This window comes from Meridianimarinicoccus marinus, from assembly GCF_040689105.1.
Taxonomy (GTDB): Bacteria; Pseudomonadota; Alphaproteobacteria; order Rhodobacterales; family Rhodobacteraceae; genus Meridianimarinicoccus; species Meridianimarinicoccus marinus.
The window spans coordinates 364,407-387,130 of sequence record NZ_JBFBVU010000001.1 but is presented as its reverse complement, the minus strand read 5'-3'; the positions used below and the strand labels follow the sequence as shown (position 1 = coordinate 387,130).

At 65.0% G+C, this 22,724-nt stretch carries 25 protein-coding genes and 1 pseudogene; 12 read left to right on the top strand and 14 right to left on the bottom strand.

Going from position 1 to position 22,724, the window contains the following annotated elements:
- The 4 genes and pseudogenes from AB0T83_RS01990 to dusB all read right to left on the bottom strand — a co-directional run.
- Positions 1-694, bottom strand: a pseudogene (locus AB0T83_RS01990) (PAS domain-containing sensor histidine kinase); the annotation flags it as partial.
- 79 nt (positions 695-773) lie between these two features.
- The gene (locus tag AB0T83_RS01985) at positions 774-2,141 is read right to left on the bottom strand and encodes a response regulator (RefSeq protein ID WP_366191074.1); all 1,368 of its coding nucleotides are present in this window, start codon (positions 2,139-2,141) and stop codon (positions 774-776) included.
- Positions 2,141-3,226 (bottom strand): two-component system sensor histidine kinase NtrB, encoded by a 1,086-nt coding sequence (locus AB0T83_RS01980; RefSeq protein ID WP_366191072.1) that lies wholly within the window; start codon positions 3,224-3,226, stop codon positions 2,141-2,143. Before AB0T83_RS01980 ends, AB0T83_RS01985 begins: the two co-directional genes overlap by 1 nt.
- Positions 3,223-4,206 carry a tRNA dihydrouridine synthase DusB gene (dusB, locus tag AB0T83_RS01975; RefSeq protein WP_366191071.1) on the bottom strand — a complete coding sequence of 328 codons (984 nt, stop codon included), beginning with the start codon at positions 4,204-4,206 and terminating at the stop codon, positions 3,223-3,225. Before dusB ends, AB0T83_RS01980 begins: the two co-directional genes overlap by 4 nt.
- Positions 4,207-4,394: 188 nt before the next feature.
- Here dusB and AB0T83_RS01970 point away from each other — a divergent pair, with 188 nt between their 5' ends.
- From AB0T83_RS01970 to AB0T83_RS01960, 3 genes are read left to right on the top strand one after another with little or no spacing between them, the layout of a single operon-like run.
- On the top strand, positions 4,395-5,546 hold the full coding sequence (locus AB0T83_RS01970) for a bifunctional 2-C-methyl-D-erythritol 4-phosphate cytidylyltransferase/2-C-methyl-D-erythritol 2,4-cyclodiphosphate synthase (RefSeq protein ID WP_366191069.1): 1,152 nt from the start codon (positions 4,395-4,397) through the stop codon (positions 5,544-5,546).
- Positions 5,543-6,043, top strand: coding sequence for a phosphatidylglycerophosphatase A family protein (locus tag AB0T83_RS01965; RefSeq protein WP_366191067.1), 501 nt, complete (start codon positions 5,543-5,545; stop codon positions 6,041-6,043). Before AB0T83_RS01970 ends, AB0T83_RS01965 begins: the two co-directional genes overlap by 4 nt.
- Positions 6,040-6,510 carry a CinA family protein gene (locus AB0T83_RS01960; RefSeq protein WP_366191065.1) on the top strand — a complete coding sequence of 157 codons (471 nt, stop codon included), beginning with the start codon at positions 6,040-6,042 and terminating at the stop codon, positions 6,508-6,510. The genes AB0T83_RS01965 and AB0T83_RS01960 overlap by 4 nt, the downstream gene beginning before the upstream one ends.
- On the opposite strand, the gene AB0T83_RS01955 is transcribed toward AB0T83_RS01960, so the two are convergent.
- On the bottom strand, positions 6,499-6,957 hold the full coding sequence (locus AB0T83_RS01955) for a type II toxin-antitoxin system RatA family toxin (protein WP_366191063.1): 459 nt from the start codon (positions 6,955-6,957) through the stop codon (positions 6,499-6,501). The genes AB0T83_RS01960 and AB0T83_RS01955 overlap by 12 nt on opposite strands.
- 71 nt (positions 6,958-7,028) lie before the next feature.
- On the opposite strand from AB0T83_RS01955, the gene hpt reads away from it, so the two are divergent.
- The 4 genes from hpt to AB0T83_RS01935 all read left to right on the top strand — a co-directional run bounded on the left by hpt (position 7,029) and on the right by AB0T83_RS01935 (position 9,217).
- On the top strand, positions 7,029-7,568 hold the full coding sequence (hpt, locus tag AB0T83_RS01950; protein ID WP_366191061.1) for a hypoxanthine phosphoribosyltransferase: 540 nt from the start codon (positions 7,029-7,031) through the stop codon (positions 7,566-7,568).
- Complete coding sequence (locus AB0T83_RS01945; RefSeq protein ID WP_366191060.1) at positions 7,565-7,762, top strand: hypothetical protein; 198 nt, start codon at positions 7,565-7,567, stop codon at positions 7,760-7,762. Before hpt ends, AB0T83_RS01945 begins: the two co-directional genes overlap by 4 nt.
- 160 nt (positions 7,763-7,922) lie before the next feature.
- Positions 7,923-8,741 (top strand): c-type cytochrome, encoded by an 819-nt coding sequence (locus AB0T83_RS01940; protein ID WP_366191058.1) that lies wholly within the window; start codon positions 7,923-7,925, stop codon positions 8,739-8,741.
- 29 nt (positions 8,742-8,770) lie between these two features.
- Entirely contained in the window at positions 8,771-9,217 is a 447-nt protein-coding gene (locus tag AB0T83_RS01935) for a c-type cytochrome (protein WP_366191056.1), read from the top strand.
- Positions 9,218-9,286: 69 nt separating this feature from the next.
- Here AB0T83_RS01935 and lipA read toward each other — a convergent pair whose 3' ends face one another.
- Positions 9,287-10,237, bottom strand: coding sequence for a lipoyl synthase (gene lipA / locus AB0T83_RS01930; protein WP_366191054.1), 951 nt, complete (start codon positions 10,235-10,237; stop codon positions 9,287-9,289).
- 185 nt (positions 10,238-10,422) lie between these two features.
- Between lipA and AB0T83_RS01925 the strand changes: the two genes are divergently transcribed.
- On the top strand, positions 10,423-10,971 hold the full coding sequence (locus tag AB0T83_RS01925; RefSeq protein WP_366191052.1) for a peroxiredoxin: 549 nt from the start codon (positions 10,423-10,425) through the stop codon (positions 10,969-10,971).
- Positions 10,972-11,038: 67 nt separating this feature from the next.
- Here AB0T83_RS01925 and AB0T83_RS01920 read toward each other — a convergent pair whose 3' ends face one another.
- The 5 genes from AB0T83_RS01920 to AB0T83_RS01900 form a co-directional block, all read right to left on the bottom strand.
- Positions 11,039-11,962, bottom strand: coding sequence for a LysR substrate-binding domain-containing protein (locus AB0T83_RS01920; protein ID WP_366191051.1), 924 nt, complete (start codon positions 11,960-11,962; stop codon positions 11,039-11,041).
- 41 nt (positions 11,963-12,003) lie between these two features.
- Positions 12,004-12,258, bottom strand: a complete 255-nt coding sequence (locus AB0T83_RS01915; RefSeq protein ID WP_366191049.1) for a hypothetical protein — start codon at positions 12,256-12,258, stop codon at positions 12,004-12,006.
- 177 nt (positions 12,259-12,435) lie between these two features.
- Positions 12,436-12,645, bottom strand: a complete 210-nt coding sequence (locus AB0T83_RS01910) for a hypothetical protein (protein WP_366191047.1) — start codon at positions 12,643-12,645, stop codon at positions 12,436-12,438.
- A 245-nt stretch (positions 12,646-12,890) separates the two neighbouring features.
- A complete protein-coding gene (locus AB0T83_RS01905) occupies positions 12,891-13,244 on the bottom strand; it encodes a hypothetical protein (protein ID WP_366191045.1) in 354 nt (117 codons plus the stop codon).
- 116 nt (positions 13,245-13,360) lie between these two features.
- Entirely contained in the window at positions 13,361-13,939 is a 579-nt protein-coding gene (locus AB0T83_RS01900; protein ID WP_366191043.1) for a hypothetical protein, read from the bottom strand.
- Between the two features lie 421 nt (positions 13,940-14,360).
- Here AB0T83_RS01900 and pyrC point away from each other — a divergent pair, with 421 nt between their 5' ends.
- From pyrC to AB0T83_RS01880, 4 genes are all read left to right on the top strand, one after another.
- Positions 14,361-15,404, top strand: coding sequence for a dihydroorotase (gene pyrC / locus AB0T83_RS01895; protein WP_366191042.1), 1,044 nt, complete (start codon positions 14,361-14,363; stop codon positions 15,402-15,404).
- A gap of 118 nt (positions 15,405-15,522) precedes the next feature.
- Positions 15,523-16,197 carry an orotate phosphoribosyltransferase gene (locus AB0T83_RS01890; RefSeq protein ID WP_366191040.1) on the top strand — a complete coding sequence of 225 codons (675 nt, stop codon included), beginning with the start codon at positions 15,523-15,525 and terminating at the stop codon, positions 16,195-16,197.
- 282 nt (positions 16,198-16,479) lie between these two features.
- A complete protein-coding gene (locus AB0T83_RS01885) occupies positions 16,480-17,979 on the top strand; it encodes a replicative DNA helicase (protein WP_366191038.1) in 1,500 nt (499 codons plus the stop codon).
- A gap of 293 nt (positions 17,980-18,272) precedes the next feature.
- On the top strand, positions 18,273-19,010 hold the full coding sequence (locus AB0T83_RS01880; RefSeq protein ID WP_366191037.1) for a hypothetical protein: 738 nt from the start codon (positions 18,273-18,275) through the stop codon (positions 19,008-19,010).
- Positions 19,011-19,068: 58 nt separating this feature from the next.
- Here AB0T83_RS01880 and htpX read toward each other — a convergent pair whose 3' ends face one another.
- From htpX to ctaA, 3 genes are all read right to left on the bottom strand, one after another.
- Entirely contained in the window at positions 19,069-19,956 is an 888-nt protein-coding gene (gene htpX / locus AB0T83_RS01875; protein WP_366191099.1) for a zinc metalloprotease HtpX, read from the bottom strand.
- 100 nt (positions 19,957-20,056) lie between these two features.
- Positions 20,057-21,523 carry a carboxypeptidase M32 gene (locus tag AB0T83_RS01870; RefSeq protein ID WP_366191035.1) on the bottom strand — a complete coding sequence of 489 codons (1,467 nt, stop codon included), beginning with the start codon at positions 21,521-21,523 and terminating at the stop codon, positions 20,057-20,059.
- On the bottom strand, positions 21,520-22,680 hold the full coding sequence (gene ctaA / locus AB0T83_RS01865; protein ID WP_366191033.1) for a heme A synthase: 1,161 nt from the start codon (positions 22,678-22,680) through the stop codon (positions 21,520-21,522). Before ctaA ends, AB0T83_RS01870 begins: the two co-directional genes overlap by 4 nt.
- Between the last annotated feature and the right edge of the window lie 44 nt (positions 22,681-22,724).

The window sequence follows — 22,724 nt, the reverse complement described above, 5'->3', positions numbered from 1 at the left end:
ACGCGACCAGCTGCTCCAGCCCCGGCGCTTCGTAGTCGAACAGGTAGGAGCGTTCGCCGCGGGCCCGGATCTCGGCCTGCCCATCGATCACATAGGCCTCTTTCAGCCCGCGCTGGATCTGCGCCTGCCCCTGTGCCAGAACCTGCCGGAAGTCCCCGTCCGAGACCACGAACACCCGCTGCTGCTGGGCGTTCAGCAGATCCGCCAGCGCGGTGGCATCGGTCTTCAGATCGCGGCGCTGTTCTTCCTGATAGGCTTCGGCGGCGTCCAGCGAGGCGCCTATCACCGATTGCACCCGTTCGGAAAACCAGCCCTCAAGCCCCATGTTGACCGTCAGCCCGGCAAAAACCGCCACAAGAACCGTGGGGATCAGCGCCACCAGCGTGAACACCCCGGTCAGGCGCAGGTGCAGCCGCGAGCCCGCGGAATGCGCCCGCCGCGCCGCGATCATCCCGGCGATGCGATAGAGCACAAGCGCGGCAAGGGTCAGGATATAGACGAAGTCCAGCAGCAGGACAAAACGCAGACCGCCGCTTGACGATCCCAGCGCCAGAGGCCCGAGCACAAGGAACGTGGCCACGGCCAGGGTCGGCCCGAGGATCACCATGGCAAAGGTGGCCCCGGTGCGCACCCGTCGGCGGCGACTGAATTCGTTGAGCATGAGCCAGGTCGACCGACCCAGGTCTGCGCGCATGCCGGACCTCGAACAGATTGATCGTCGCGTTGCCGCGGATGTCATACCTGCGGCAGGGCTGCAACGCCCTGTTGCACGCTTACATCAATTTTCGCCGGCGTGTCACGCGGATATCAAGGTCGGTGATCTTCTTGCGCAGCGTATTCCGGTTGATGCCCAGAAGATCGGCGCATTTGGCCTGATTGCCGCCGGTGGCATCCAGAGCGATCTCGATCAGCGGCATTTCCACTTCGCGCAGGATGCGCTGGTACAGACCCGGCGGCGGCAGCACCCCGCCGTGCAGGTCGAAATAGCGCTTCAGATGCGCCGCGACCGAAGCCGACAGCTTGTCGGTATCGGCTGCACGCCCGCCCATCGGCTCCATCGCCGGCTGGTTGCCCAGCACATGTTCCACATCCACCTTCGAGATCTGGTCCTCGGGGCTGGTGACCACCAGGCGGCGCACGGTGTTTTCCAGCTGGCGCACGTTGCCGGGCCAGGAATAGGCGCGGATCATTTCCATCGCGTTATCGTCGAAACGGCGGGCCGGGGCGCCGTCCCGCTCGGCACGGGCCAGAAAGTGATCGGCCAGAAGCGGGATGTCATCGACCCGTTCGCGCAACGCAGGCACCTGCACCGTCACCCCGCTGAGCCGATAGTACAGGTCCTGCCGGAAACCACCGTCGTCGATGCGCCCGCTCAGATCCTCTTGCGAGGTCGCCATGATCCGCGGCGAGGGATCGCCGAAACCGTCCAGCATCCGCACGATCTTGGCCTGTGCCTCCAGGTCGAAATCGCCGACTTCGTCGAACAGGATCGAGCCGCCGCGCGCCCGCGCGATCAGGTTGGCCGGGCCATCGACGCCGTCCAGATCGGTGGCCGAGGCCACCACGAAGGGCATCGCCCGCCGGTCGCTGAAGTCGTGGATGGCGCGCGCGATCAGCGATTTTCCAGTGCCGCTTTCGCCCGAGATCATCACCGACAGATCGGTGTTCATCACCCGCGCCACCAGCCGGTACAGCGATTGCATGGCCGGGGTGCGGCCGACCAGCGGCAGTTCGTCGGTATCCTCGTCCACCGGATCGCGGCGCACCGGGGCGCGGCGCTTGACCTCCAGCGCGCGCCCGGCGCGTTTCATCAGGTCGGGCAGATCGAAGGGTTTGGGCAGATAGTCGAAGGCTTCCGCCTCGGCGGCCTGAATCGCCGTCATGATCGTGTTCTGCGCCGAGATCACGATCACCGGCAGGCCGGGCCGTGCCTCGCTGATCTTCGGCAGGGTTTCCAGACCGTTGCCATCGGGCATGATCACATCCGAAATCACAAGGTCGCCCTTGCCCTCTTCGACCCAGCGCATCAGCGTCATCAGCGAGGAGGTCGCATGCACCTTGCAGCCTGCACGCGTCAGGGCTTGGGTCAGGACCGTGCGGATCGTGCGATCGTCATCGGCCACCAGGATCGTGCCATCCATCAGGGCGTCTCCGTCTCTTCTTTGGGGGCGACAGGCAGGGAAATGCGGAAAACGGTGCGGCCCGGCGTGCTTTCCACGCCGACCCACCCGTCATGATCCGAGACAATCTTCGACACCAGGGCCAGCCCCAACCCGGTGCCGTTTTCGCGACTCGATACAAAGGGATCGAAGATGTCGGCGACGATGTCGGCGGGAATGCCGGAACCGTCGTCGATGATCTCGACCTGCAGGGGCAGCCGCGCGTGGCTGCCATCGCTGCGGCGCACACGCAGCGCCATGTCATAGAAGGTGCGCAGGGTGATGGTGCCGCCCGATTTCGGGTCCGAGGCCTCGGCGGCATTCTTCATCAGGTTCTGGAACACCTGCAGCATCTGATCGCCGTCCACATGGGTGTTTGGCAGCGAGGGATCATAATCCTCGACGATCTTCATGCGCGCGGCCACGCCAAGGGCCGAGGACTTGCGGGCGCGATCCAGCAGATCGTGGAGGTTCACCGACTTGCGCACCGGCGGGCGCAGATTGCCGAATTGCTCGACCTGGTCCAGCAGCTTGGTGATGCGCCGGGCCTCGCCCACGATCAGATCGGTCAGCTCCAGATCCTCGCCGCGCAGCCCCATTGCCAGAAGCTGCGCCGCCCCGGTGATGCCCGCCAGCGGGTTCTTGATCTCATGGGCCAGCATCTCGGCCATGCCGATGGCCGATTTCGCTGCCGATTTCATCGAATTGGCGCGGTCCATGCGCTCGGCGATCTGGCGCGGTTCGAACAGCACCAGAACCAGCCCCGGATCGCGCATCACCGGCCCGATCTGCAGGTTGCATTGCGCCGGGGCGCGGTTGCCGCTGCCCACGTCCACGTCGTTGATATAAAGGCCCGCCTTGTCCGAGCGCACGCGCGCGAAGGCCTCTTCCAGCGGCGCGTCGACCATCACCTTGTCCCAGACCGGATAGCCGCGCACCGATTTGACCGAGGTGTTCAGGAAGGATTCCGCCGCCGGGGTCATGTCGAGGATCTTGTCCTCGGCATCGACCAGAACCGCCGGCACCGGCAGCGACGCCCAGAGGGTTTCGGCCCAGTTCTCGGTCATGCGGCCATCTCCGCATGGGCATCCAGCGCCAGCGGCAGAAGGGCATGCACCTGCGCCGGGGCGGCGGCGGTCAGAACCTCGCGCCGCAGCGCTGCAGGCGTGTTGGCGGTGTCCATGTACCAGCCCAGATGCTTGCGCGCGACGCGCAGGCCCAGGCTTGCGCCGTAGAAACCCAGCATGTCCTTGTGATGGTCCTCGACCATGTCCACGAAATCTCTCCCCTCGGGAACCTGTGGCGCGGGCTGTCCGTGCAGATCGGTGGCGATTTCTGCCAATGCCCAGGGCCGGCCCTGCGCGCCGCGCCCGACCATCACCCCGGCCGCGCCAGAGGCCGCCAGCGCCGCGCGCGCATCCGGACCGTTGCAAATGTCACCATTGGCCAGCACCGGGATGTCCAGCGCATCGACCACCGGGGCAATTGCTGCCCAATCGGCCCGCCCCTTGTAAAACTGGCAGCGGGTGCGCCCATGCACCGTCAGCATCTGCACTCCGGCATCGGCGGCGCGGGACCCCAACTCGGACGCATTCAGGCAGTCATGGTCCCAGCCCAACCGGGTTTTCAGCGTCACCGGAACGGACACGGCGGCGACCACAGCCTCCACCAGACGCAGCGCCAGATCCAGATCGCGCATCAGGGCCGAGCCCGACAGGCCGCCCACCACCTTTTTCGCTGGGCAGCCCATGTTGATGTCGATGATGCGGGCGCCATTGGCCTCGACCATGCGCGCGGCCTCGGCGATCCAATACGGGTCGCGCCCGGCCAGTTGCACGGCGCTGCGGGTCTCGCCAAAACCCAGTTCCGCGCGCTCGCGCACGCCGGGCTTGGCCTGTACCATTTCCTGGCTGGCGACCATTTCCGACACCACCAGCCCGGCGCCGAAGCGGGACACGAGCCTGCGAAACGGCAGATCGGTGATCCCCGCCATCGGTGCCAGCACCACATTGGGTGCGATTTCCTGATGTGCCAAGCGAATGGACAACTGCTCAATCCTTACGCGAATGTCTTTTTTCTGTACGTGCCCGCCCAGCAATAGCAAAGTGGACGGGCGCATTTAAGACGCCTCAACCACATTCTGCACATTTTTTGAGCAAATACCCCGGCTATCGGGCATGGATTGTCTCTCACAGGTGCAAGTCCTAAACAATCGGCATCTGATCGGAGGATCCCATGACCGCCGCTGCTGTCATCGTTGCCGCCGGGCGCGGCACCCGCGCCGGAGGCGCCCTGCCCAAGCAATACCAGCCCCTGCGCGGGGAACCGGTGCTGGCCCATACCCTGCGGGCGCTGGCGCGGCACCCGCAGGTGTCGGTGCTGGTGATGGTGATCCACCCCGAGGACGCCGATCTGTTCGCGGCCTTGCCCCACCCGGACCTGCCTTTACACGTGGTGCACGGTGGGGCCAGCCGAGATGCCTCGGTGCAGGCCGGGCTGGCGGCGGTGCCCGACACCTGCGACCGTGTGCTGATCCATGATGCGGCACGACCGCTCGTCAGCCGCAGGGTGATCGACGGGGTTCTGGCCGCATTGGCCACCCATCCCGGCGCGGCCCCGGCCGTCGCCGTCACCGATGCGCTTTGGCGCGGTGCTGACGGGCAGGTCACCGGCACCCAGAATCGCGCGGGTCTGTTCCGGGCGCAAACCCCGCAGGGCTTTCACCTTGACGCCATCCGCGCCGCCCATGCCGCCCACCCCGGCGGCGCCGCCGACGATGTGGAGGTTGCCCGCGCCCACGGGCTTGACGTGGCCATCACCGCCGGGGATGAGAACAACATCAAGATCACCCTGCCCCAGGACTTCGCCCGCGCCGAACTTCTGCTGGGCGAACGCGAAGGAGCGCAGATGGATATCCGCCTCGGCAATGGCTATGACGTGCACAGGTTCTGCGAAGGCGACGGCGTTGTCCTGTGCGGCATCACCGTGCCCCACGACAAGGCGCTTCTGGGCCATTCGGATGCCGATGTCGGCATGCATGCCATCACCGACGCCATTTACGGCGCGCTGGCCGAAGGCGACATCGGCCGCCATTTCCCGCCCTCGGACCCGCAGTGGAAGGGCGCGCCCAGCGATATCTTCCTGAAACACGCGGTCGATCTGGCCGCCAGCCGGGGCTTTGCCATCGGCAACATCGACTGCACGCTGGTCTGCGAAATGCCCAAGATCGGCCCCCATGCCACCGCCATGCAGGCGCGTCTGGCCGAGATCACGGGGCTGGAGGCCGGGCGCATCAGCGTCAAGGCCACCACCTCGGAACGGCTGGGCTTTACCGGGCGGGGCGAAGGCATCGCCGCGATTGCCACCGCCGCGCTGGTGGCGGCATGAGACTGACCCGCGCCATCTGTACCCTGGGCGGTGTCGGTCTGATCCGTCCGGCCCCCGGCACCTGGGGCACCGCTGCCTCGATCCCGCTGGCCTGGGTCATTCACGGGCTGACCGGCTTTCCGGGCCTGTTTTTGGCCACCCTGATTGTCATCGCTGTCGGCACCTGGGCCATTGGCCGCGAAGAGGCGCTGACCGGCGCGCATGATGCCTCGGAATGGGTGATCGACGAGACCGCCGGGGTCTGGATCGCGCTATGGCCGCTGTCGGCGGGGCTGTGGCACGCAGGCGCCGATCCGTGGGTCTTTCCCTATCCGGGCTGGATCGGCGCCTTCGTGATGTTCCGCCTGTTCGACATCTGGAAACCCGGCCCTGTAGGCTGGGCCGACCGCAAGAACACCCCCTGGGGCGTGATGCTGGACGACCTGATCGCGGGCGTCATGGCCGCCGTGGTGGTGGCGCTGGCCGCCGGGGTCTCGCACGGGCTGATGGGCCAATGACCGTCGCGCGCATTCTGGACAAGGCCCGCGCCCGTGGGCTGAGGGTCGCCACCGCCGAAAGCTGCACCGGCGGGCTGATCTCGGGCGCGCTGACCGAGGTGGCGGGATCGTCAGACGTGGTGGATCGCGGCTTCGTCACCTATTCCAACGCTGCCAAACAGGCGATGCTGGGCGTACAGGCCGACACGCTGGACGCCCATGGCGCGGTGTCGGAACAGGTGGCCCGCGAAATGGCCGAAGGCGCGCTGGCCCGGTCAGACGCGCAACTGGCGGTCTCGGTCACCGGCATCGCCGGGCCGGGCGGGTCGGAGCACAAGCCCGAAGGCCGGGTCTGCTTCGGCCTGGCCATGACCGGCCAGCCCACCCACGTCGAAACACAGGACTTCGGCGCCATTGGCCGGGCGCAGGTGCGCGCCGCCACCGTGGCGCGGGCGCTGGACTTGCTGGAAGCCGCCCTAGACGCCTGACGCGCCATAGAGCGCCTTGGCGCGATCCTCGAAGGCGCGCACGATGCGCTGCATGGCCTCGTGGAACACCACGCCGATCACCTTCTGCAACACCCGGTTCTTGAATTCGAAATCCACGAAGAAATCGACGTTGCAGCCACCATCCTCGGCAGGTTCGAACACCCAGTGCGATTTCAGGAACTTGAACGGGCCATCCAGATATTCGGTGTCGATCTTGCGGGCCTCCGCCCACAGGGTGACACGGCTGCCGAAGCGTTCGCGGAACACCTTGAACGAGATCACCAGATCCGCCTCCATCACCTCGGCATCGCCCTGGGGCGTGCGCGCCCGGATGCGGGCTGCGGCGCACCACGGCAGGAAGTCCGGGTAGGCGGCCACATCGGCGACCAGCGCATACATCTGGTCCGCGCTATAGGGCATGTGGCGTTTTTCGGCGTGACGGGGCATCTGTGTCCTTTTGACGGCAAGACATTGGGCGCCCGTATCGTAAAGTTGACCCGTGAAATCAAGGGGACGATATGTCAGACCGCAGCTATGTAATCGATCCGATGATCTCGGCCAAGGCCATTGCCGCCCGGATCGAGGATCTCGCCCGCGAGATCGAGACCCATTATGCCGGTGTCGACAAGCTGGTCGTGGTGGGGATGCTGCGCGGCTCGTTCGTGTTCATTGCCGACCTCGTGCGCGAGCTGGAGTTGGATATCGAGGTCGATTTCATCGAGGCCTCCTCCTATGGCGACTCCACCATTTCCAGCCGCGAGGTGCGCATCCTCAAGGACCTGCGCAGCGGCATCGAGGGCCGCGACGTGCTGCTGGTCGAGGATATCATCGACACCGGCCACACCATGTCGCATGTGGTTGGCCTGCTGAAGCAGCGCAAGCCGGAATCGCTGCGCTCGATCGTGCTGCTCGACAAACCGTCCCGCCGCGAAGTAGACGTGCAGGCGGACTGGACCGGCTTCCAGATTCCGGATGAATTCGTGGTCGGCTATGGCATCGACTACGCCCAGCGCAACCGCAACCTGCCCTATATCGGCAAGGTGCGCTTTACCGAATGATCCCGCCGGAATGGCTCATGCGGATGTCGAACCTGGTGCGGCGCCCGCCAAGCTGGGCGCAGTTCCGCATCCTGCTGCTGATTCTTTTGATTTGCGCCGCTTTCGTGCTGTGGGAACAGATTTACGGCTGGCCCGACTGGCTGATCCCGGACCGGGGTGTCGGGCGGCGCGGGGTTCCGATCACACCCCTGTGAGGCGGTGACCAAGGGGCAGGACAGCCGCCAATCCTTGTGCAAGGGTATCCGTGTCACTGCATTTCACCGTGCCGGAGCCTGTATGTCGCGTCTTTTCATCGGTCTGATTGTCCTGTGTGCTTTGGCCGGCGTGGGGTGGACCGTCTCTGCAGGGCGTCCAATGCCCGAAAGCGACGTCGCCGGGCTGACCGGCGATCCGGTGGCGGGAGAAACCATCTTCACCGCGGCCGGTTGTGCCTCGTGCCACATGGCACCGGGGGCCGAGGGCGAGGCACAACGGGTGCTGTCGGGTGGCCAAAAATTCCCGTCTGATTTCGGCACCTTCATCGCCCCCAACATCTCGCCCGATCCCGATCACGGCATCGGCGGCTGGGATCTGGCGGATCTGGCGGGCGCGTTGACACGCGGCGTCAGCCCAGAGGGGGAGCATTACTACCCCGCCTTTCCCTATACGGCCTATACCCATATGGAGCTTCAGGACATCGCCGACCTGAAGGCCTATCTGGACACCCTGCCCGCGTCCGATGCCCCCAGCCAGCCGCACCAGGTGGGCTTCCCCTTCAACATCCGCCGCGCGATGTTCGGCTGGAACCTGCTGTATCTGTCCGATCACTGGGTGCTGCCAGTGGGCGACGATCCGAAACTGGAACGCGGGCGTTATCTGGTCGAGGCGCTGGCCCATTGCGGCGAATGCCATACCCCGCGCACGGCGCTGGGGGGCATGGACACCGACCGCTGGATGGCGGGCGCGCCAGACCCGTCGGGCAAGGGCAAGGTGCCCAACATCACCCCGGCAGCATTGGACTGGGGTGAGTCCGACATCGTGTTTTTTCTGGAAACCGGCTTCACCCCGAACTTCGACGCGGCAGGCGGCCATATGGTCGATGTGATCAACAACATGGCGAAGCTGTCCGCCGAAGACCGTGCCGCGGTGGCGGCCTATATCGCCGCCCTTCCCCCCGTGGCCAGCGCCCCCTGACAATTTCACCCAACCCGAGGAGACCCCACATGAATATCCTGAAGAGCCTCGCTTTTGTCCTGCCGATGACACTCGGCACCATGGCCTTGTCCCAAACCGAGGAAACCAATCCGATCATCAAGCAGCGCATGGAAGTCATGAAATCCATGAATGGCAGTATCGGGATCCTGATCAAGATGACCAAGGGCGAGATGGCCTTCGACGCGGAAGAAGCGCAGGCCGCCGCCGCCAATATCGCGGAAACCGCAGCCGAGGTACCGGCCCTGTTCGAAGCCGAGGAAATGAGCGAAAAATCAAGGGCGCTGCCCGCGATCTGGCAGAACTACGAGGATTTCTCAAACAAGGCCGATGCTTTGCGCGTGGCCGCGGAAACCGCCGCGACCCAGATCGACGCGCACGACGACCTGGGTCCGGCCGTGAGCAATATCGGCGGTGCCTGCACCGCCTGTCACAAGGTCAATCGTGCCGAGAGATAAGGGTCTGGAGAAGCCCTAACATCAAAAGGGGCCTGCGGGCCCCTTTTCTTCCGCGCGGCAGGAGCGGTGTCAGCCCTTGGCGAGCTTGGCCAGACGGGCGTCGCGCAGCCGGGCGAAATCGTCGCCCGCGTGATAGGACGACCGCGTCAGCGGCGTCGCCGAGACCATCAGGAAGCCCTTGCCATAGGCGGCTTTTTCATAGGCCTTGAATTCATCGGGTGTCACGAAACGATCCACCACGTGGTGCTTGGGTGTGGGTTGCAAGTACTGGCCGATGGTCAGGAAATCGATGTCGGCGGCGCGCATGTCGTCCATGACCTGATGCACGGACTGCTTGTCCTCGCCCAGACCGACCATGATGCCCGACTTGGTGAACATCGTCGGGTCCAGTTCCTTGACCCGCTGCAACAGGCGCAGCGAATGGAAGTAGCGTGCGCCGGGGCGCACCTCCGGGTAGAGGCCCGGCACGGTTTCCAGATTGTGGTTGAACACATCCGGCCTGGCCGCAACCACGACCTCCAGAACGTCATCCGAGCATTTCAGGAAATCCGGCGTCAGGATCTCGATCGTGGTGTCGGGCGACCGGTGCCGCACGGCGCGAATGGTCTGGGCGAAATGCTCGGCCCCGCCATCTTCCAGATCGTCACGGTCCACCGAGGTGATGACCACATGGTTCAGACCCAGCTTCTTGACCGCATCGGCCACGCGGCCCGGCTCGAAGGCGTCCAGCGTATCGGGGCGGCCAGTGGCCACGTTGCAGAAGGTGCAGCCGCGGGTGCAGATCTCGCCCATGATCATCATGGTGGCGTGGCCCTGGCTCCAGCATTCGCCGGCATTGGGACAGCCCGCTTCCTCGCAGACAGTGGTGAGCTTGTGCTCGCGCATGATCTGATGGGTCTTCTTGTACCCGTCCGACATCGGCGCCTTGACGCGGATCCAGCTTGGCTTTCTCGGCTGGGCATTGTCGGGCCGGTGCGCCTTTTCCGGGTGGCGCTGCTCGGGGATGTTCAGATCACGCATCAATTTCCTCCTCCAGTGCCGCATCTATAGGCCAGTCTTGCTGACTTGTCCCGTGTCTTGAGCGCATAGCCGCCATGCCCTGGCAAAAAACTCCGGTTCCGACTTGTAACTGGTTTAGAACATTTCTAAATCAAAGTCATGCCGCAGCGCGGCAATATCTCTACGTCTGATACAGGATAGTCCCCATGAAAGCTGGCCTCAAGCTTCCCGAAGTGACCTTTCACACCCGCGTCCGCGACGACAGCATCGAAGGTCCGAACCCTTTCCGCTGGCAGGACAAGACCACTTCCGACTATTTCGCCGGCAAGCGCGTGGTCCTGTTCGCCCTGCCTGGTGCGTTCACCCCGACCTGCTCGACCTACCAACTGCCCGGCTTCGAAAACGGCTTCGACGATTTCAACGCCGAAGGCATCGACGAGATCTACTGCCTGTCCGTCAACGACAGCTTCGTCATGAACAAATGGGCCGAGAACCAGGGCCTGAAGAACGTCAAGGTGATCCCCGACGGCTCGGCCGAATTCACCCGCAAGATGGGCATGCTGGTGGCCAAGGACAACCTGGGCTTCGGCGCCCGGTCCTGGCGCTATGCCGCCATCGTCAACGACGGCACTGTCGAAGCCTGGTTCGAAGAGCCCGGCCTGGCCGACAACCATGGCGAAGATCCCTATGGCGTGTCCTCGCCGGAAACCGTGCTGAACTACCTGCGCGAAGCCAACGCCACCGCCGCCGCCTGATCGCGGCAACAGTGGCAATTTTCGGGGCGGGCCTTCCGGGGCCCGCTTTTGCGTTTCGGTGCGGTGGTCACGCCCGTTGCGCGGCCGCCGTCTGCACCCGCCTTCCGGCGCGCGTCAGCAGATCGGCCAGGTCCCTAACCCAGGGTTCGTCCGCCGCTCCGGCCCGGCGGACCAGCGCCAGCACCCGGCGCGGTTCCGGCGTTTCGAACCGGCGCAGGGCGATCTCGGGAGAGGCCGCGCATTCGCTGGCCAGTGCCAGTTCCGGCAACAGGGTCAGCCCGTGATCGGCTGCCACAAGGCGGCACAGCGTTGCCAGCGAGGCCGCGCCCAGATCGACCCGCAGGGCGTTGCGATCCAGCCCGCAGACCTCCAGCGCCTGATCGGCCAGACAATGGCCTTCATCCAGCAACAGCAGGTCGTCGGGATCCAGAAGCGCGGGCCGCAGATGCTCTATCCGCGCCGCGACCCGCGCCAGACGCGGCGCCGTGCCCGCCAGCAGGAAGCGATCCTCGAACAGCGGTTGCGCGGCCAGACGGGGATCGCGGTCGGGCTGCGCCATCAGCAGAGCATCCAGCCGCCCATCCAGCAGTTCGGCGGTCAGGGTCGCGGTCTGCGCCTCGCGCAGTTGCAGCCGCACCTGCCCGCGCGCGGCCAGATCCTCGAACACCGCCGGCAGCAGATAGGGCGCCACGGTCGGGATCACGCCCAGCCGGATCACCGCGTCGGGCCCGTCGCGGCGCGCCGCACTTTCCAGTTCGGTCACTTCCGTCAGGATCCGCTCGGTCCGGGCCAGCACCGCCCGCCCGCGCGGGGTCAGGCGGATCTCGCGCGGCAGGCGCTCCACCAGCCGGTCACCGAGGGTCAGCTCCAGCTCCTTGATCTGGACCGACAGCGCCGGCTGGCTCACGTGCATCCGTTCGGCCGCGATGCCGAAATGTCCGGCCTCGACCAAAGCCTTGAAGTACCGCAATTGGCGCAGGGTGACGGTCATAGGCTCACCCTATGAATTCACCCCACAGGCGCAAGTTCCGATTATGCCGCGCGTGGGTCCATATGCGGAAAGCGGTGCCGCAGAACAAAAGCGGGGATCTGCGCGCGGCGGATGCCGATCAGGGACAGTTCCGCATCGGATTTGGCATTCAGTCGCAGAACCTCGGGCAGGATGGCCCGCCGCAGGGACGCCGGGTTCAGCCCGAAGCCCAGATCGCACAGGGTGCGATCCAGCGCCGGCGCGATGGGCGGCATGAAAATGATCTCGGTGGCGTCGTCTGTCTTTGCTTCGTGCATCGGAAACCTCTGGTGTGGGTTTCCTCCCTACCCCAGACCTAGCACGAATTCGCTACATCCCGTTAAAGCTGTTTCTGCAATGCAGCAATGCTGTGGCAGATGGGCCAGTGCGCGCGACGACGGCACGGCCCCCGGGTATTGTCCTGCGACGCCGCCCTGCCCGCCGATGTCGGCGGCTCAGGCCATGGACATCTGCCGCAGCACATGGCGCGAGATCTCGCTGCGCCGCAGCCCCCTGCGCGCCAACTGCCGGTCGGACAAGGCGCTCAGATCCGCGACCCGGTCCCGAAACTCGTCCGACCAGGTCACCTTGTCGAACATCTCGGCCACCGCCTGAAGCGGACCGGAAAGGAAGGCGGGGTTCGAAGCGGCAAGGGACTGGGCCATAGGGATAACTCCTGTACGGTATACCGTTGCATTCCTCCCGGGACCGAGAGCTACCCGCAGCCCCGCCAGGCGGCAACCCCCTGTTGCGCAAGCCAGCCCTGTGCGACATGCATGGCTGTTCGCCTTCCCCTTGACGCTGCACAGAAAAAAGGCGCAACGGGAAAACCGTGCGCCTATTCTGTCCGGGCATCCGCCTTAGGTCAGCGATCCCCCGGTCCCGCCCATGGGCGGATGCAATCCTGTCGTCAGTTGCGTTCCCAGATGTCGAGACGGGTCAACCGGTGGGCGTTGTCCTGAGTGCGCGCGCGGATCGGCTCCAGCGCGGCGCCAAGCACCTGATCGGGACGCAGCCCCTGCAGGGTGGCGCGCAAGGCCTCATCCGCTGCCAGCGCCATCGCGGCAGGCTTTTCCATGATCATCTGGGTGTTTTCGCCCACGCCCATCGGCCAGAAGCCCAGCATGCCCAGGGTGCGCATGGCAATCACCGTATGCGCCTCGGACGCCATCGCGGCCAGGCTGGTGCCGGTATGGGTCAGATCATACAGCAGGCCGCTGTCAACGTCGGTTTCAGGGGTTGCGGGGAGGGGATCGGAAGACATCATGGCGATTGCTTTCTTGTTCTATCATGATCCCGGGTTGCCCGCGGGGGAGGTCGGCCCGCCGATCCGGCAGGCCGAGGACCGCACGACCCGACAGGCCGCGCGGCGATGCCGGGTCAGCCCTTGCCGTCGGTCGGCTTCAGCGCGTCCGGAACCTGCGGCTTGGCCGGGGTGCGGCGGCGGCGCGAGGTCGCGGCAGGCGTATCCGGCTTGACGGCGGCCGGTTTCGCCGCCGCGCGCTTGCGCGGGGCCGGTTTGGCAGGAGCGTCCGAGGTCTCGACAGCTTTCGCGGCGGGAGCCGGAGCCGGAACCGAAGCGGCCTTGGGCGCGGCTTTGGCACGCGGGGCCGGTTTCAGCTTCGGCTCGACAGGTTTTTCGGCTTCCACCGGCGCGGCGACCTTGGCCACAACGGTTTCCAGCGGCTTGGCATCCGTCGCCGGAGCGGGCTTCGGCGCCACCTTGCGGCTCGGCGCCGGTTTCACGGCGGCGGGCACGGTCTTCAGCGCCGGCTTTTCGGCCTTCGGCGCAACCGGCGCGGGGGCCGGCGCGTTGGCAACCACCGAACCATCGATGGCAACGACATTCCACGACGGGAACATCGCCATCATCCGGCGGGTCATCTCGACCTGGGTCGTGGCGCTCCGAAACCAGAATTCCATGCTCTGGCGCCAGATATCGAGCGGCGTCATCATCATTTCACTTTCTCCATCTCTGCGACGGCCGAAACTCTCCGGCCTCGCCTTGGCTTTTTCTGCTGCCGGATAAACCACACCGGTCCGGCACGGGTTGGGGGTGACCCTGAAACCTAGCAACTCCACGAAGTCCCCGCGTTGCGCGCAACGGCGACACAGCGCGGAAAAACCTTCTCTCCGCATGTGAGCACTCTTGCACATTGTGCAACTGCAGCATAGCGAAAATGCGGGCCATTCGGTGGTTTCGCCCCCCAATTCGGTCAAACCGTGACAATATTGCGGTGTTTCGCGCGATTTCCCGCCAAAGCCGATCCGGACAATGCTGCATCCGCACAACCCGCCGCAGAACGCGCGGTTGCGATTCCACAGGCCCCTTGCGTCGCAGGCTCTGGCACAGCGCCGGGATTTTCGCTATGCGACGCCCATGACCCAAAGCCTCACCATCCGCCAGCCCGACGACTGGCATCTGCACCTGCGCGACGGCGACATGTTGCGCGCGGTGCTTCCCGAAACCGCCCGCCATTTCGGGCGCGCCATCATCATGCCCAACCTGGTGCCGCCGGTGATTACCCCGGCAGATGCCGCCGCCTATCGCGACAGGATCCTGGCCGCCAAGCCGCTGAACAACAAGTTCCAGCCACTGATGACGCTGTATCTCACCGAAGAGACCGAAGCGAAATCCGTGCGCGCTGCCGCCGAAATCGGCCTGATCTCGGCGGTGAAACTTTATCCCGCGGGCGCCACCACCAATTCGGCCTCCGGCGTGAAGGATTTCGACAAGGTCACGCGGGTGCTGGAGACCATGGCCCTGCTGGGCCTGCCGCTCTGCGTCCACGGCGAGGTCACCGATCCCGAGGTCGACATTTTCGACCGCGAGGCGGTGTTCATCGACACGGTGCTGGACCCCCTGCGCCGCCGCATCCCCAACCTGCGGGTGGTGATGGAACACATCACCACCAAGGACGGCGTCGACTACGTCAAGGACCAGCCCGAGGGCCAGATGGGCGCCACCATCACGACCCATCACCTGATCATCGACCGCAACCATATCCTCGTCGGCGGGATCAAGCCGCACTACTATTGCTTGCCAGTGGCCAAACGCGCCACCCACCGCAGCGCGCTGGTCGCGGCGGCCACATCGGGCAATCCACGCTTCTTCCTCGGCACCGACAGCGCGCCGCATACGGATGCCAACAAGGAAAGCGCCTGCGGCTGCGCCGGCTGCTTCACCGCTACGAACACTCTCAGTTGCCTTGCGGAAGTGTTCGAGCGTGAAGGCGCCCTCGACCAGCTCGAAGGCTTCACCTCGCGCCACGGGCCCGCCTTCTACAAGCTGCCGGAGAACGAGGCCACCGTGACCCTGGTGAAAGGCGACCCTGTCACCTACCCGGCGCGGATCGACACCGGCGAAGGCCCCGTCACCGTATTCGACCCCGGGTTCCCGCTGCACTGGCGGGTTCAGGACTGATGTGGCTTTTTCTTGTGAAAAATACTCATGACAGGCCTCCGGCCACAGGCGTTTCGATTGTGGCTGGGCCGGGAATTTGAGTATTTATGCCAAGAAAAATTAGGAAAGACCTTCGAACATGATCCCATCCTCCTATCCCCACAAGGCCGAGATCGCGCGTCTGACCGCGCGCATGCTGCTGGAAATCAAAGCGGTGCACTTCAACGCGGCGGAGCCCTTTACGCTGGCCTCCGGCCTGCCTTCGCCCACCTATATCGACTGCCGCAAGCTGATCAGCTATCCGCGCATCCGCTCCACACTGATGGATTTCCTGTCGGTGACGGTGCTGCGCGAGGCCGGATTCGAGACCTTCGACAATATCGCAGGCGGTGAAACTGCGGGCATTCCTTTCGCGGCCATGGTGGCCGAGCGTCTGGCCCTGCCGATGACGTATGTCCGCAAGAAGCCCAAGGGTTATGGGCGCAACGCGCGCATCGAAGGGGCCATGACCGAGGGCCAGCGGGTGCTGCTGGTGGAGGATCTGACCACCGATGGCGGCTCGAAGCTGAGCTTCGTGGATGCGATCCGCGAGACCGGGGCGATGTGCGGTCATACGGCGGTCATCTTCTATTACGGGATTTTCCCGGAAACCGAGAAGACCCTGGGCGACCATGGCATCGCGCTGCATCACCTGTGCACCTGGCATGATGTTCTGGCCGAAGCGAAAGCGGCCCAGGATTTCGATGCAGAGACGCTGGATGAGGTCGAATCCTTTCTGAACGATCCAAGGGCCTGGCAGGCGGCGCGCGGCTGAGAGCGCGCCAGGCAGGCGTGTCTCGCAAGCACGCGCCATTGCCGGTCGTCTCGCAGCAAGGTCTTGCCGCTCGAGCCGGACAATCTGTGGCCGATCGGGCGATTGCCCCTTTGAGGCCACCCATATATTGACAGGCAAGCCCTTCGCACCGCAAGATCGGGTAAGTCCACAGCATCTCACAGGATCTGCACAGGATTTCCACAGGGTTATCCAATTGCACCGACTCGGGGGAGCGCGTATCCCCCGGTCCAACCCAGAAAAAGACGGCCCGGAGGCACAGGCATGAACGATTTGGCAGGGCTGGGGGCAGTGGTTCCGCGCGAGCAGGCGGAGGCCGAAGGCACACTGCCCCACAGTATCGAGGCCGAGCAGCAGTTGCTGGGCGCGTTGCTGACCAACGATCAGATCTACGACCGCATCGCCTCGGTGCTGAAACCCGAACATTTCTTCGACCCGGTACATCGCAAGATCTATGAGGCCGCCGCCGCGCGCATCGCCAAGAACGCGCTGGTGACCCCGGTGACCCTGGCCACTTTCCTGGAGGATGAGGAAGGGCTGAAGGAACTGGGCGGGCCGCAGTATCTTGTCCGACTGGCCGGCGCGGCGATCTCGACCTTCGCGGCCAAGGATTATGCCGAGCTGATCTACGACCTGGCGATCCGGCGCGAGTTGATCGAGCTGGGCCGCAACATCGCCACGCAGGCCAGCAAGGTCGATGTGGAGACCGGCCCCAAGGACCAGATCGTTGCCGCCGAACAGGCGCTCTACAAGCTGGGCGAGAAGGGCCAGACCGACCGCGGCTTCACCTCCTTCCTGTCCGCCGTCACCGATGCGGTGAACGTGGCCAATGCTGCCTACATGCGCGACGGCGGGCTGGCGGGGCTGGCGACCGGGCTGGACGATCTGGACAAGAAGCTGGGCGGGCTGCACCGGTCGGACCTGCTGATCCTGGCCGGGCGGCCGTCGATGGGCAAGACCTCGCTGGCCACCAACATCGCCTTCAACATCGCCAAGGCCTATCAGAAGGGCATCACGCCGGACGGCACCGAGGGCGCGGTCAACGGCGGCGTCGTCGGTTTCTACTCGCTGGAGATGTCGGCCGAGCAGCTGGCGGCGCGGGTGCTGTCGGAAGCCTCCGAAGTGCCCTCCGAACAGATCCGCCGCGGTGACATGACCGAGGCCGAGTTCCGCCGCTTTGTCGAGGCCGCCAAGACGCTGGAATCCTGCCCGCTGTTCATCGACGACACCCCGGCCCTGCCGATCAGCCAGCTCGCCGCCCGCGCCCGCCGCCTGAAACGCACCCATGGGCTCGACGCGCTGTTTGTCGACTATCTGCAACTGGTGCGCCCGGCCACCGCCAAGGACAGCCGCGTCAACGAGGTGTCCGAGATCACGCAGGGCCTGAAGGCCATCGCCAAGGAGCTGGACATCCCCGTCGTGGCGCTCTCGCAGCTGTCGCGGCAGGTAGAGAACCGCGACGACAAGCGCCCGCAACTGTCGGACCTGCGCGAATCCGGCTCGATCGAGCAGGACGCCGACGTGGTGATGTTCGTCTACCGGGGAGAATATTACAAAGAACGCGAAAAGCCCGCCGACGACAATCTGGAAGCCATGGCCAAATGGCAGGACGACATGGAGAAGATGCACGGCAAGGCCGAGGTCATCATCGGCAAGCAGCGGCACGGGCCGATTGGCTCGGTGGACCTGAGCTTCGAGGGCCGGTTTACACGGTTCGGGAATCTGGTGAAGCCGTGGCAGCAGGGCGGCGGTGAGGGCTTCTAATTTTGGCAGGGTTCACCCCGCCTCAACCCCGACCGGTTTCACAAATCAGAGTGTCCTTTCGCGTGCCCAACGCCGCGCGTATTTTTTCAGTGTGTTCCCCATGCCGTTCGCGGGGCCAACGCGATGTGATTTCCAAACTTTTCAACCGTCCGGGCCGTGGTCGGCAAACATAACGTTAATCGCACAGCGCAAGAATATTGATTTTGTGCAGAAGCACCGGTCTAATCAACGACGTCCGGCCGCCACAGTCCGGAATTGCCACTTTTACAGATGATTTTGGGGAACCTGTAGCCATGATTCATTACCTTGCGGTCAGATCTTGGACAACTATTTGCGCGTCGATTCTCTGTGTGGCACTGGTGTCTACAATCCCGCCGACCAGGGTGTCAGCATCCTCATACCCCACTTACCCGCAGGGTGGGACGTTCTATTTCGACTTCTTGTACTACGACCCTATCTGGGACGCCACTTATGGGTTTGTCCAAGGATTCGACTATGTTCAAAGCAACCCGGTACCGTATCACTTTAATTTTCGACACAAAGACGGGCTACCATTTTCCGTTGGGCCCTATTACATTGACGGTCTGTGGTATTCTACCGAAACCGGGGGTTATTTGTCCTACGGAGAAGTGCCAGATTTCTACTACGTACAGGGGCTTCGAAACGGCAAGGTAATTGAGCACTATACTCTGCCAGAGAATGAGTACGGCACACTGCCCTTCAACGGCGTATATGATGAAATTCGCTTTGGGTGGCATTTTCCAAACGGCGTGAGCCCTGCGCTGTCTGCGGAAGAGGGCTGGGGTTCTCCAGGCAGCCAATTGAGTGATTTCCTGGCCCCCGGCGAAATCGGCTGCTACTATTTTACCTGTGGGAAATGGTCACTCTACGCCGATATCACCGCCGTCGACCCTTCCAACAGCCTGCGTCCTACGAATGTCCCGCTCCCGGCACCTGCGGCCGGTTTGCTTGCTTCGTTGGCAAGCTTGGCGTTGATCAGACGGAAACGGCGTTGTCAAAAGCCCGCCTAGGGCCGTTTCCGATCAGCCATGAACTTTAAGACCGTAGGGTGCGTGCAAGCCCGCAACGTCACCCCCAAGGATTGCGCCGCGCCCCCCGTCCCGCCCGTGGCACCCGGCTGTCCTGCACCGGCGTGGCCATGGCGCGCAGGCGGGCGACGCGCTCTTCCGTGGCCGGGTGGGTGCGGAACAGCCCGTCGACGGCATGGGCGTGCAGCGGGTTGATGATGAACATATGCGCGGTGCCCGGATTGCGCTCGGCGGTGTGATAGTCGATCCGAGACGCCCCCCGCTGGATGCCGATCAGCGCGTCCGCCAACCAGTTGGGATCGCCGCAGATCTCGGCCCCGACCCGGTCGGCCTCGTACTCGCGCGAGCGCGAGATCGCCATCTGCACCACCGTTGCGGCCAGCGGCGCCAGGATCATCATCGCGATGGTGCCCAGCAGCCCCATCCGCTCTCGCGAGCCGCCGAAGAACATGGCGAAATTGGCCAGCATCGAAATCGCCCCGGCGAAAGTCGCTGTAACTGTCATGATCAGCGTGTCGCGGTTCTTGATATGGGCCAGTTCGTGGGCGATGACCCCGGCCAGTTCAGCGCGGCTCAGGCTGCGCATCAGCCCGGTGGTCACCGCCACGGCGGCGTTGTCGGGGTTGCGGCCGGTGGCAATGGCGTTGGGCTGCTCGGTCTCGATGACATAGACGGCGGGCATCGGCAGTTCGGCCCGCCGCGCCAGATCGGCCACCAGCGGCACCAGCCCGCCATCCGACCCGGTCACGGGGCGCGCGTTGTGCATCCGCAGCACCATCTTGTCCGACGACCACCAGCTGAACAGGTTCATCGCGGCGGCCACGACCAGCGCGATCATCATGCCGCCCGAGCCGCCCAGCATCCAGCCCACGCCCATGAAGAGCGCGGTCATCCCCGCCATCAGAAGTGCTGTCTTGGTATAGCCCATCGGAAAACCCTCCGTCATACGGTCTCACATATGGGCAGGGCCGGATGGGCGTGCAAGCCATACGCGGGCCATACGCCGGCCAGACGCGTTCCAGACCGCCCTAAAGCCCGTAAAGCGCGCCGAACTTCGCCTCCAGATAGTCCAGCAGCGGGCCTTCCGTGGGGGGGTGCCCGGTGGCGTGGCGCAGGGTCTCGGCACCGTCGCGCAGCGCCCCGTGCACCTGCAGACGCGGGCGCAGCCAGGCCAGCGCGGCGGTCAGATCGCCGATCGCCAGATCGGCCTCCAGATCCGGCAGATCGGCCGCCATCGCCTGATACAGGCAGCCCGCATAGACATTGCCCAGCGTGTAGGTCGGGAAATAGCCGAACAGCCCCACCGACCAGTGCACATCCTGCAAGACCCCCAGCGAGGCTTTCGGCACCTTCACCCCGAAGTCCTTGAAAAACCGCGCGTTCCAGGCCTCTTCCAGATCCGCAACCTGCAGATCTCCGGCGATCAGCGCGCGCTCCAGATCGAACCGCAAAAGGACGTGCAGGTTGTACTGAACCTCGTCGGATTCGGTGCGGATGAAGCCGGGGGTGACCCGGTTGACGGTCCGCGCGAACTCCTGCGCGGTGTCAACACCCAGGCCGCCGAACTTCGCCTGCATCCGGCCAAACAGCCATTTGGCGAAGGCCGGGCTGCGCGCCAGTTGGTTCTCGTAAATCCGGCTCTGGCTTTCATGCACCCCCATCGAAGCTCCGCGCCCGATCGGGCTGAGCGCATAGGCCGGATCGACCCGCTGCTCATAGGTGGCGTGGCCGACCTCGTGGATCGTCGAGTAGAAGCAGTTGAACGGATCGGCCGGGTCGGTGCGGGTGGTGATCCGCACATCGGCACCCGAGCCACTGGAAAACGGATGCACCGCCGTGTCGATCCGCCCCCGGCTCAGGTCATAGCCGAAGAGTTCGGCCAGTTCCCGGGCCATTTCAAGCTGGGCGGCCTCGGGGAAGGTTCCGGTCAAAGCGGGTGGTTGCGGCGCGCCAAGGATGCGGTCGCGCAGCGCCACCAGACGTGGGCGCAGTGCCCCGAACATGGCCTCCAGATCGGCCGCCGTGGCGCCGGGCTCATAGTCCTGCAACAGCGCATCATACAGATCTCCGCCCGAGGCCAGCGCCGCCGCCTCCTCGCGCTTCAGGGCCACCACCTCGGCCAGGCGCGGGGCGAAGGCGGCAAAATCATCGGCGGCCCGCGCCGCTGCCCAATCGCCCTGCGCAAGACTGGTGACACGGGCAATCCGGGCCGCCAGATCGGTAGGCACCCTGGTGGCGCGGTCAAAGGCCCGGCGGATCTCGCGCACTTGTGCGGCCTCGACCTCATCCGCCGGCGTCACGGCGGCCAGCCAGTCGCCCAGCTGCGGATCGGACCGGCGGGCGTGCAGCACCTGCTCCATCGCCGCCATTTCTTCGGCCCGCTGGCCGGCGGCCCCGCGCGGCATCACGGTTTCCTGGTCCCAGCCCAGACGGCCCGCAACCTCGGCCAGCGCCTGCGTCTGGCGGGCATGGGCGATCAGCGCGTCATAGCTCATGCCCGGCCCCGCACGCTTTGGTCTGCCGGATACTGGCTCAGGAACCGCGCCCGCAGGATCAGCACCCACAGCGCCACGGCCCCCAGTTGATGGGTGATCGCGATGTGCCATTGCGCGGCATACAGCACTGTGCCGATGCCCAGCACCACCTGGCCGAACAGCATCACCGCCATCCAGTCATAGGCGCGCGCCGTCGCCCGGTTGCCCGATTTGCGGCCCTTCAGCCAGGTGACGATGCCGAAGGCCAGCAGCAGATAGGCCACGGTGCGATGGATGAATTGCACCAGCGCCGGGTTCTCGAAGAAGTTGCGCCAGAACGGGTCGATGTCGAAGGCCGACATCGGAAACACCTGCCCCGCCATCAGCGGCCAGTCGGTGAAACTGCGGCCTGCGTCGATGCCCGCTACCATCGCCCCCAGCAGGATCTGCACGAAGGCCAGATGCATCATCCCGGTGGACATGGAAAACAGCCTGGCATCGCGGCCCCGCCGCGCCGTCATCAGGGACGGCGCACTGCGCCCCAGCAGAAAGGCGTACCAGGCAATCAGCCCCAGGATGGCAAAGGCCAGCCCCAGATGCACCGCCAGCCGGTAGGAGGCCACATCGGTGCGCCCCTCGACCAGTCCCGAGGCCACCATCCACCAGCCGATGGCCCCCTGAAGCCCACCAAGGCCGCCCAGCAACAACAGCCGCCCGGTCCAGCCGGCAGGGATCTTCTTCATCGCCAGGAAGCTCAGGAAGCCCACGGCCCAGACCAGGCCCACGGTGCGGCCCAACTGCCGGTGGCCCCATTCCCACCAGTAGATCGCCTTGAACTCGGTCAGGGTCATGTCGCTGTTCTCGACCTTGAACTCGTCGATCTGCTGGTACTTGGCGAATTCCGTCTCCCAGGCCTCAAGGCTCATCGGCGGCACCGCCCCGGTGACCGGCGCCCATTCGGTGATCGACAGCCCGCTGTCGGTCAGCCGGGTCAAACCGCCCACGACGATCATCGCAACAACCATGGCAAACAACAGCCACAGCCACGCCCGGATGGCCCGGCGCGCGCCTCTGTCGTCCCGCGCGATCAGACTGCCCTTGGGCGCGGCGGCGCGGGCCGCCGGTGCGGCGGGGGCCGCGTCCACCTCTTCGAATATGCTGCGTTTCTTCTGGGTCATTCGGAACCTCCGGTTGCGCCGAAACCTAGGGCCCCGGCGCGGAC